Below are 9221 nucleotides of genomic sequence, written 5' to 3' on the forward strand. Positions count from 1 at the left end.
CGGGTATGCCGGGATTGTAGGAGGCATGGCGCCCCGGGCGCATCCTGCGCGGGTCGCGGCTCGCGGGCCCTACCCGCGCCGCCCCAGCCGCTCCAGCAGCGCCACCCGGAACGCCGCCGGCAATTCCGCATCCACCGGCACCATGAAACAGCGCGCGTCGGCGAAGGCCGCGCACTTCACCGCGTCCTTCTCGGTCATCAGCACCGGCAGGTCGTTGCCGAACTGCAGGTCCGCGGCGGTGTAGGCGTGGTGGTCGGCGAAGACATGCGGCACCACGCCTATGCCCAGCCCGCGCAGGGGGTCGAAGAAGCGCTGCGGATTGCCGATCCCGGCCACCGCATGCACGCGCACGTCGCGGAAGGACTCCAGCGCGCGGGTGCGCCCGCCGGCCATCGGCACCGCGGCGCGCGCGTGCAGCCGCATCGGCCATTCGCCGAAGCCGGTGCCGCCCTGCCCGCCGTCCTGGCCGAGGTTGACCACGCGGAAATCGCAGTAGCGGCCGCGCTCGACCGGCTCGCGCCGCGGCCCGGCCGGCAGCAGGCGGCCATTGCCGTAGCGGCGCGTACCGTCGACCACTTCGATCTCGATGTCGCGCGCCAGCCGGTAGTGCTGCAGGCCGTCGTCGCACACCACCACGTCGCAGCCGGCCTCGACCAGCGCGCGCGCCGCGGCGGCGCGGTCGCGGTCCACCCGCACCGGCACGGCCAGGCGTCGGGCGATCAGCACCGGTTCGTCGCCGCCTTCCTCCGGCGTGGTGTCGGCAGTGACCCAGCGCGGCGTGCCCGCGTCGCGGCGGCCGTAGCCACGGCTGGCCACGCCCGGGCGCCAGCCGGCCTGGACCAGCTGCCCGACCAGGGCCAGGGTCAGCGGGGTCTTGCCGGCGCCACCGGCGGCCAGGTTGCCGACCACCACCACCGGCGCGTCCACCTTGCGCTGGCGCAGCAGCCCAGCGCGGTACAGGCGCCGGCGCAGCGCCACCGCGGCGGCGTAAAGCGGCGCCAGCAACCGCGCCCACCACGGCACCGGTGCATCGCCGAACCACCAGGCCGGTGTCTGCGGAGCGCTCCTGCTCATCCCTTTCCTTCCTCCCTGCCCAGATACGCCACTTCGTCCGCCACTCGCCCGCCGCTTCAGCCGCCGCGCCGGTCGCGGAACTGCGCGCTGTGCAGGTGCGAATACAGCCCGCCGTCCGCAAGCAGCCCGGCATGGGTACCGTGCTCGACCAGGCGCCCCTGGTCCAGCACCAGCACCTGGTCGGCGTGCTCGATGGTGGACAGGCGATGGGCGATCACCAGGGTGGTGCGGTCGGGCATCAGCTTCTGCAGCGCGTCCTGCACCAGCCGCTCGGATTCGTTGTCCAGCGCGGCGGTGGCCTCGTCCAGGATCAGCACCGGCGCGTCGCGCAGGATCGCGCGGGCGATGGCCAGGCGCTGGCGCTGGCCGCCGGACAGCAGCGCGCCGTTCTCGCCGATCGGCGTGTCCAGCCCCTGCGGCAGGCGCTCGATGAACTCCCAGGCGTTGGCCGCCTCGGCCGCGGCGCGGATCGCCGCCGGATCGGCCGGCGCGCCATAGGCGATGTTGGCCGCCACGGTGTCGTCGAACAGCATCACCTTCTGCCCGACCAGGGCGATCTGGCGGCGCAGGTCGGCCAGCCGGTAGTCGTCCAGGTCCACGCCATCGAGGGTGATGCGGCCGCTGCTGGGCTCGTAGAAGCGCGGCACCAGCCGCACCAGGCTGGTCTTGCCGCTGCCGGAGCGGCCGACGATCGCGGTCACCGTGCCCGGCTGCGCACTGAAGCTGATGTCGTCCAGGGCGAAGCCGGGCTGGTCGCGGTAGCGCAGGCTGACCCGCTCGAAGCGCAGTTCGCCACGGGCGCGGCCGAGGCTGCGGCGGCCGCTGTCGGCCTCCTCCTCCGCGTCCAGGATCGAGAACAGCCGCTCGGACGCGGCCACGCCGCGCGAGATCGCGGTCTGCACGCTGGTGATCCGCCGCAGCGAGGGGATGATGCCCATCATCGCCGTCATCAGGCTGATGAACTGGCCGGCATTGAGCCGCCCGGCCAGCGCCTCGCGCGTGGCTACCGCCACGATCACCGCCAGCGCGATCGCCGCCAGCAGCTGGACCATGGCCGAAGCCGCCGCGCGGGTGGTCTCGACCTTCATGTTCAGGCCGAGGATGCGGTTGGCCAGCGCCGAATAGCGCGAGATCTCCAGCGCCTGCGCGCCATGGATCTTGACGTCCTGCTGCGCCGCCAGCGACTGCTCGGCGCTGGCCGCCATCCTGCCCATGCCGTCCTGGATGCCGCCGCTGATGCGCCGGTAGCGCTTGCCCACGTACCAGACGATCACCCCGATCAGCGGCGTGATCAGCAGCATCGCCAGGGTCACCTTGACGCTCATGTAGAGCATCAGCGCCAGCAGGTAGACGATGGTCAGGCTGTCGGTGACCAGGGTCTTGAGCGCCTCGGAACTGGCCTGGGTGACCTGCTCGGTGTCGAAGTTCAGGCGGCTGACCATCACCGGCGTGGATTCGGCGTCGAACCGGGTCGACGGCAGGCGCAGGTACTTGGCCAGCACCTGCTCGCGCAGGTCGCGCACCACGCTGCGGCCGGTGCGGGCCATGCCGTAGTCGGTGAGGAAGGTGGCCGCGCTGCGCAGCACGAACAGGCCGACGATGGCCAGCGGCAGCAGCACCGCCATCTGCGGCTCGGGCTTGACGAAGCCGCGGTTGGTCAGCGGCTCCATCAGCCAGATGAACGCCGCGCCGGCGGCGGCCTCCACCAGCATGCCCACCAGCGCCGCGCCGAGGAAGATCCGGTAGCGGCCGGTATAGCCGAGCAGGCGGCGGTAGATCGGCCAGACCGGCTGCTCGTTGCGGCTCAAGGTTGCGGCTCCTGGGCGGTGGCATCCGGCGCGGTGGCGATCGCGATGCGGCGGAAGCCGAGCTGGGCCAGCGCGTCCTGCGCGGTCACCACCGCCTGGTACGGCGTGCGCGCGTCGGCGCGCAGCATCCCCGCCTGGTCGCGGTCGTCGCCGGCGGCTTCGGCGATCGCCTGCTTCACCGCCTCGATGCCGGTGCGCAGCACCTCGCGCTCGCCGATGAAATAGCGCCCGTCGGCATTCACCAGGATGTCCAGGGTGCGCGCCGGCGGCGGCGCCTGCGCGCTGGCCACCGGCAGCTGCAGCTGCAGGGTGGAACGCACGTCGAAGGTGGTGGTGATCACGAAGAAGATGATCAGCACCAGGATCACGTCGATCAACGGCACCAGGTCGATGCCCGGCTCGTCGTAGTCGCGCTGGTCGCGGATGCGCATCGGCGCCTCAGCCGCCCGCCGCCGCGGCGCGCGCCGCGGCGGCCCGGGCCGCGGCCTGCGCGGCGGCCTGCGCCGGGGTCGCCTGCGCCGGCGAGGGCGCGGCGCGGGCATTGTCCAGCGCGTCCAGCAGCGCGGTCGCTTCCTGCTCCATGTCGATCACGTAGCCGGCGATGCGGCTGCGGAAGAAGCGGTGGAAGATCAGCGCCGGCACCGCGATGATCATGCCGGTGGCCGTGCACACCAGCGCCTTGCCGATGCCGCCGGCGAGCTGGTTCACGTCGCCCAGGCCGTGGTCGAGGATGCCCAGGAACATCTGGATCATGCCCACCACCGTGCCCAGCAGGCCCAGCAGCGGGCCGGCCGAGGCGATGGTGCCCAGCGCGCTGAGGAAGCGTTCCATCCGGAACACCAGGTGGCGACCGGTGTCCTCGATCCGCTCGCGGATCATCTCGCGCGGCCTGTGGCGCACGTCCAGCGCGGCGGCCAGCAGCGCGCCCAGCGGCGAATTGCGCCGCAACGATTCGATGTGGGCCGGGTCCAGCTGGCCGCGCGCGGCCCAGTTGCGGACCTCCTCGCCCAGCCGCGGCGGCATGACCTCGGTGCGGCGCAGGCTCCACAACCGCTCCAGGATGATCGCCAGGGCCGCCACGCCCAGCAGCAGCAAGGGCAACATCGGCCATCCACCGGCCTTGACCAGCTCCCACACCTGAACCACCTCCGGCCCGTGGCCGCATCGCACGAAGGCCAAGGATGACGGCAAAGGCGGGGCCGGCGCCAGCCCGGCCGCCATGGACCGCGGCGTGGCTCACGTTGCCGGCGGCTGCGCACGCCGGTCCCACAGCCGCGCGCGCCAGGGCCGGCGCTCGCGCACCGAGACGCCGTCGGCACCGATCCAGACCCGGATCGCGCCCGAATCCGGGGTGCCGAGCACTTCGGCGCCCTGCCCGCGCCAGCGCCGCACCACCTCCGCGCGTGGATGGCCGAAGCGGTTGCCGTGGCCGGCGGCCACCAGCGCCAGCCGCGCGCCGCTGGCGGCGACGAAGCCGGCCGACGAGGAACCGGCGCTGCCGTGGTGCGGCACCACCACCACCTCCGCGCGCAGCAGGTCCGGCGCGCGCAGCAGCCGTTGCTCGACCACCTCGCCGATATCGCCCGGCAGCAGCACCGCGCCATGCGCCGAGGCGATCCGCAGCACGCAGCCGGCCTCGTTGCCCAGGTAGGGGAAGTACTCAGGCGGATGCAGGAAGGCGAAGCGGACCCCGTCCCACTCCCAGCCCTCGCCGCTGCGGCACGGCGCCTGGACCCGCACCGGCGCCCCGTCCGGCGCCAGCGAATGCGCCCCCGGCACGCCGCGGCGCCCCGCCTCCCAGCCGCCGGCGTGGTCGCTGTCGCCATGGCTGATCACCCCCCGGTCCAGCCGCGCCACGCCCAGCGCGCGCAGCGCCGGCAGCACCGCCCGCTCGCCGGCGTCGTAGCCGTCGCGCGCGGCCGGGCCGGCGTCGTACAGCAGCGCGTGGTGGGCGGTGCGCACCCCCACCGCCAGCCCCTGGCCCACGTCCAGTACGTGCAGTTCCAGTTCGCCGGGCGCCGGCAGTTCGCGTGGCGGATGCAGCAGCGGCAGCCACAGCAGCAGCGCCAGCCCGCGCCCCGGCAGGCCGCGCGGCAGCAGCAGCCAGAACGCGCCCAGCAAGGCCAGCGGCAGCGCCACGTCGCGCGCTTCCGGCAGCCACCACAGGGCGAAGCGGCTGGAGGCCAGCCCTTCGAACAGGCGCCAGCTCGGCTCGAAGCAGGCCGCCGCCGCGCGCCAGGCCCAGCCGCCGGTGCCCGGGTGCAGCGCCTCCAGCCCGGTACCGAGCAGCGACAGCGGCACCACCACCAGGCTCCACCACGGGATCGCCACCAGGTTGGCCAGCGGCCCGGCCAGCGAAGCCTGGTTGAACAGCACCACGCCCAGCGGCAGCAGCCCCAGCGTGGCCACGCCCTGGGCCGAGAGGAAATCGCGGACCAGGCGCCGGCGCCCGTCCTGCGGCGGCAGGCACCACAGCAGCCAGGCCACCCCGGCGAAGCTGAGCCAGAACCCGGCCTGCAGCACCGCCAGCGGATCGGCCAGCACGATCGCCAGCAGCGCCAGCGCCAGCGCGTGCGCCATCCCCAGCGGCCGCCGCGACAGCCGCGCCGCGGCCACCACCGCGATCATCAGCAGCGTGCGCACGGTCGGCAGGGCGAACCCGGCCACCGCGGTGTAACCGGCCGCGCCGAGCACCGCGGCCACCGCCATCGCCTGCGGTCGCGGCCAGCGCCGCGCCAGCCCCGGCAACAGCCACCACCCCGCCCACGCCAGCCAGGCGCAGGCCGCGGCGACGATGCCGACATGGAACCCGGAGATCGCGATCAGGTGGGTCAGCCCGACCGCGCGCAGCCGCTCCCAGTCGGCATCGTCCAGCACGCGGGTATCGCCCAGCGCCAGCGCGCGGACGAAGCGCGCCGACGGCGACGGCACCGCGGCCACGATCCGCGCCGCCATCGCGTCGCGCCAGGCGTCGATGCCGGCGGCCGGCGCCAGTTCCCGCGGCGCCGGCGCCGCACGCACGTGGCCGCTGGCGGCGATCCGCTGCGCCAGCGCGTAGCGCCCGGCATCGAAGCCGCCGGGATTGGACAGCCCGCGCGGCGCGCGCAGCTTCAGCGCCAGCTCCCAGCGCGCGCCCGGATGCAGGCCCAGGCGCGGCCCCGGTTCGCGCGCATCGAAGTCGTCGTACCAGGCCAGCTGCAGCAGGCGGCCGCGCAGGAATTCCGGTGCATGGGTATGGCCGTGCGCATCGGCATCGGCGTCGGCCCCGGTATCGACGCGGAAGCCGAAGCGCGTGCGCCGCGGCTCGTGTTCCGGCAGCCCGACCACCTGCCCGCGCAGCTGCACCTGCACGCCTTCGCGGTCGGCCGGCAACTGCGCCTGCAGCGCCCAGCCGGCGTGCAGCGCGGCCCAGCCGTAACCGAGCAGGCACGCCGCCGCCGCGCGCCCGCGCCAGGCCCGCATCCAGCCGGCCAGTGCCGCCGCCAGCGCCAGCCAGCGCAGCGGCGCCGGCGGCAGCGCCGGCAGGAACAGGCAGGCGACCACGCCGGCCAGCAGCGCCGCCGCGCAGGCCAGGCCCAGCGGGTGCGGCGGCCGGGCCGCGGTCGCCCGGGGTGCTTCCCGCAGCGATGGCGCCGCGTCCACCGGCTACAGGTCCAGCGGGCTGCGCACCGCCGAGGCACCACGGCCGAGCACATGGGTGTAGATCTGGGTCGTCGCCAGGTCCTTGTGCCCGAGCAGCTCCTGCACCGTGCGGATGTCGTAGCCGCTTTCGAGCAGGTGGGTGGCGAAGGAATGGCGCAGGGTGTGGCAGGTGGCCGGCTTGGCGATGCCCGCGCGCAGTCGCGCCCTGCGCACCGCCCGCTGCAGCACGCTCTCGTCCAGGTGGTGGCGGCGCAGCCTGCCGCTGCGCGGGTCGGTGGACAGCCCCGGAGAGGGGAACAGGTACTGCCAGCCGATCTCGCCCGGCGCCGCCGGATACTTGCGCTCCAGCGCATCGGGCAGCCACGCCTGGCCATGGCCGGCGGCCAGGTCGGCCGCGTGCAGCACCGCCACCCGTTCCACCGCCGCGGCCAGCGGTTCGCGCAGGCGCTGCGGCAGCGGCACCCGGCGGTCCTTGCCGCCCTTGCCCTCGCGCACCAGGATCTCGCCGCGGGCGAAGTCCACGTCCTTGACCCGCAGCCGCAGCGCCTCCATCAGGCGCATGCCGGTGCCGTACAGCAGCGCCGCCAGCAGCCCCGCCTGCCCGTCCATCAGCGCCAGCAGGCGCCGCACCTCCGGCACCGACAGCACCACCGGCAGCCGCCGCGGCCGCTTGGCGCGGACCACGTTGTCCATCCACGGCAGGTTGATCCCGAGCACGTCGCGGTACAGGAACAGCAGCGCGGCCAGCGCCTGGTTCTGGGTCCCGGCGGCGACCTTGCCGCGGGTGGCCAGCACGGTGAGGAAGGCCTCCACCTCCGGCCCGCCCATCTCGCGCGGGTGGCGGCGGCCGTTGGCCAGGATGAAGCGGCGGATCCAGCCGACATAGGCCTGCTCGGTGCGCACGCTGTAGTGGCGCAGGCGCAGGCGCTGGCGGACCTGGTCGAGCAGGCGCGGCGGCGGCGGTGGCGACGCCGCGCCGTCCGCCGCCGGCGAAGCGCCGGGCGTGGCCGCGGCGACGGCCGGAATCCGCGTCCTGCCCGCCCCGCCCCGGATGGACCGGGTTACACCCCCATTCCTGCCCGATAACCCCATGGCGCGTCCTTGCACCGGATAACACCGGCAGGCTAGCGCGCGGACCGGGCCGGCCAATCAGCCAGGGTATTGATCGGAGGTAGGAATTCGCGCCTTGCCGCCCCGGCCGGTGCCGGCATACGCTGCACAACACCCCGCTCCGGGGATCGAATAGCAGTTAGGCCTCTATGGAAGTCTCCTGATGAACCGTGCAATCGCCAACGAAATAACTAGGCTCGGCGGCGATCCGACAGATGAGGTATGGGTCTGGCTTGTAACTCGCGGACCCCATGGGCCTTCCTTCACTTGGGGACAAACTCGCAATAAGCCCCCAGGATACGTTTCGGCATCGCACCTCCAGGACGTTGTTGGAGAACTGGCGCTTTCCATTCCGGCGTTTCAGGAGCGCGCCCTGCGCGTCGTAAATTTGGCTATGGATTCGGAGCATTCCGAGTTGACACGGCGTGCTATCCAAGTTGCGGCGGTAATCGGCGGCAGCAATGAGTTGCGGCGTGTCAAACAACTTGAGTCCAGCCAAGACCCGGTCGTAGCCTCTGATGCTCGAGCCTCTGCGTTTTACCTCAAGGGTCGCTACTAGCGGCCTAACCATTCATTCAAGCCGAACCCGCTTCGCGGGTCGGCTTAACTCAAGCGTTAGGCCTCATGAACAGCATTCTCCTCGCCGTTGCTCTTCTTTCTGGCTCAGCCACCGACTTTGGTAGTGCCGTTACAGACGAGGAGCTTAGTCTCGGCGGTGTGACGCTTGACGATTCGGAGAGCGAAGTCTTGGCCGTGCTTGGCCAACCAGTACGGCAATCTGATACGGGCGAGAGCATTGCGTTTGAGTACCCTGGACTGACCGTGATGATCGGTTGGCTAGAGCAGGCTGGTCCAGGCAAGTCGCGCCGCGTGCTCCAGCTCAACGCCACGGGGCAGAATGCTTGTACTCCTGCCGGGATCTGTCCGGGCGCTCCACTGTCAAAGGCCTTGGCGGCCTATGGTCAGCCCATCAAGTCAGAGCGAGAGTCTGGTAGCTTCTGGGAGTACTACAGCAATCAATCTTCTTGCTGGCTTCAGCTTGGCATATCTGGCGGCACAATTAGCTCAATCAGTGCAGTGTGCCAGCCATGAGGCCTAACAATTCATTCAAGCCGACGCCGCTCCGCGGCGCGGCTTAACTCAGGCGTTAGGCCTCTTAGGGGAAGGGTGTCGTGGTCACAGACATTGACAAAGACTTCTACAATCGTGCAGACGCCGTCATACACCTTGCTAATGATCAGCTCGCTGATATTTCTCGTGGCAAAGTTAGCGCTTCTTGCATGTATGCCACTGCTCGCTTTAATGCGTGGGTTAGTGCTTGTGGCCACGCTTCAGCCGAGGACATGGCCGCTGCAAAGGAGGAGACCGTTAACTACTTCACCAAGCAGTACCGCGCCATGCTTGAGGAGAACATGGATGACTACATTGGAAAGTTCAGTGAGTACATGCAGCCACCAGAGGCCTAACAATTCCTGTATGGACTCCTCCGTCAAGCAGCTGTTGTCGAAGTGATCTGACCGGGGAAGCGGAACGGTTGCAGTCGTGTATTCGGCCTTAGGGTGAGCCGTTGATGTGCTCGGGCCATCA

The 9221-nt window shown here is 71.5% G+C and carries 7 protein-coding genes and 1 pseudogene; 2 read left to right on the forward strand and 6 right to left on the reverse strand.

Annotation, left to right across the window (positions count from 1 at the left end; translation table 11 throughout):
• Nucleotides 1-69: 69 nt before the first annotated feature.
• The 6 genes and pseudogenes from lpxK to CSC64_RS08200 form a co-directional block, all read right to left on the reverse strand.
• Entirely contained in the window at nucleotides 70-1074 is a 1005-nt protein-coding gene (lpxK, locus tag CSC64_RS08175; RefSeq protein ID WP_162434828.1) for a tetraacyldisaccharide 4'-kinase, read from the reverse strand.
• A 56-nt stretch (nucleotides 1075-1130) separates the two neighbouring features.
• Nucleotides 1131-2882, reverse strand: a complete 1752-nt coding sequence (gene msbA, locus CSC64_RS08180; protein WP_162434829.1) for a lipid A export permease/ATP-binding protein MsbA — start codon at nucleotides 2880-2882, stop codon at nucleotides 1131-1133.
• Nucleotides 2879-3313 carry an ExbD/TolR family protein gene (locus CSC64_RS08185; RefSeq protein WP_162434830.1) on the reverse strand — a complete coding sequence of 145 codons (435 nt, stop codon included), beginning with the start codon at nucleotides 3311-3313 and terminating at the stop codon, nucleotides 2879-2881. Before CSC64_RS08185 ends, msbA begins: the two co-directional genes overlap by 4 nt.
• 7 nt (nucleotides 3314-3320) lie before the next feature.
• The gene (locus CSC64_RS08190) at nucleotides 3321-4019 is read right to left on the reverse strand and encodes a MotA/TolQ/ExbB proton channel family protein (protein ID WP_202922336.1); all 699 of its coding nucleotides are present in this window, start codon (nucleotides 4017-4019) and stop codon (nucleotides 3321-3323) included.
• Nucleotides 3913-6506, reverse strand: a pseudogene (locus CSC64_RS08195) (DNA internalization-related competence protein ComEC/Rec2); the annotation flags it as partial. The pseudogene CSC64_RS08195 and the gene CSC64_RS08190, both read right to left, overlap by 107 nt.
• 21 nt (nucleotides 6507-6527) lie before the next feature.
• Nucleotides 6528-7472 (reverse strand): integron integrase, encoded by a 945-nt coding sequence (locus CSC64_RS08200; RefSeq protein ID WP_238389840.1) that lies wholly within the window; start codon nucleotides 7470-7472, stop codon nucleotides 6528-6530.
• 786 nt (nucleotides 7473-8258) lie between these two features.
• On the opposite strand from CSC64_RS08200, the gene CSC64_RS08205 reads away from it, so the two are divergent.
• Both CSC64_RS08205 and CSC64_RS08210 read left to right on the forward strand, forming a co-directional pair.
• Complete coding sequence (locus CSC64_RS08205) at nucleotides 8259-8726, forward strand: hypothetical protein (RefSeq protein WP_162434833.1); 468 nt, start codon at nucleotides 8259-8261, stop codon at nucleotides 8724-8726.
• 80 nt (nucleotides 8727-8806) lie between these two features.
• Nucleotides 8807-9100, forward strand: a complete 294-nt coding sequence (locus tag CSC64_RS08210) for a DUF3144 domain-containing protein (protein ID WP_162434834.1) — start codon at nucleotides 8807-8809, stop codon at nucleotides 9098-9100.
• Nucleotides 9101-9221: the final 121 nt, after the last annotated feature.

The organism is Pseudoxanthomonas koreensis, assembly GCF_010093225.1.
GTDB classification, from domain to species: Bacteria; Pseudomonadota; Gammaproteobacteria; order Xanthomonadales; family Xanthomonadaceae; genus Pseudoxanthomonas; species Pseudoxanthomonas koreensis.

Coding starts and splice junctions, on each gene's coding strand:
- CSC64_RS08205 (WP_162434833.1), top strand. CDS start 8,259: ATGAACAGCATTCTCCTCGCCGTTGCTCTTCTTTCTGGCTCAGCCACC.
- CSC64_RS08185 (WP_162434830.1), bottom strand. CDS start 3,313: ATGCGCATCCGCGACCAGCGCGACTACGACGAGCCGGGCATCGACCTG.
- lpxK (WP_162434828.1), bottom strand. CDS start 1,074: ATGAGCAGGAGCGCTCCGCAGACACCGGCCTGGTGGTTCGGCGATGCA.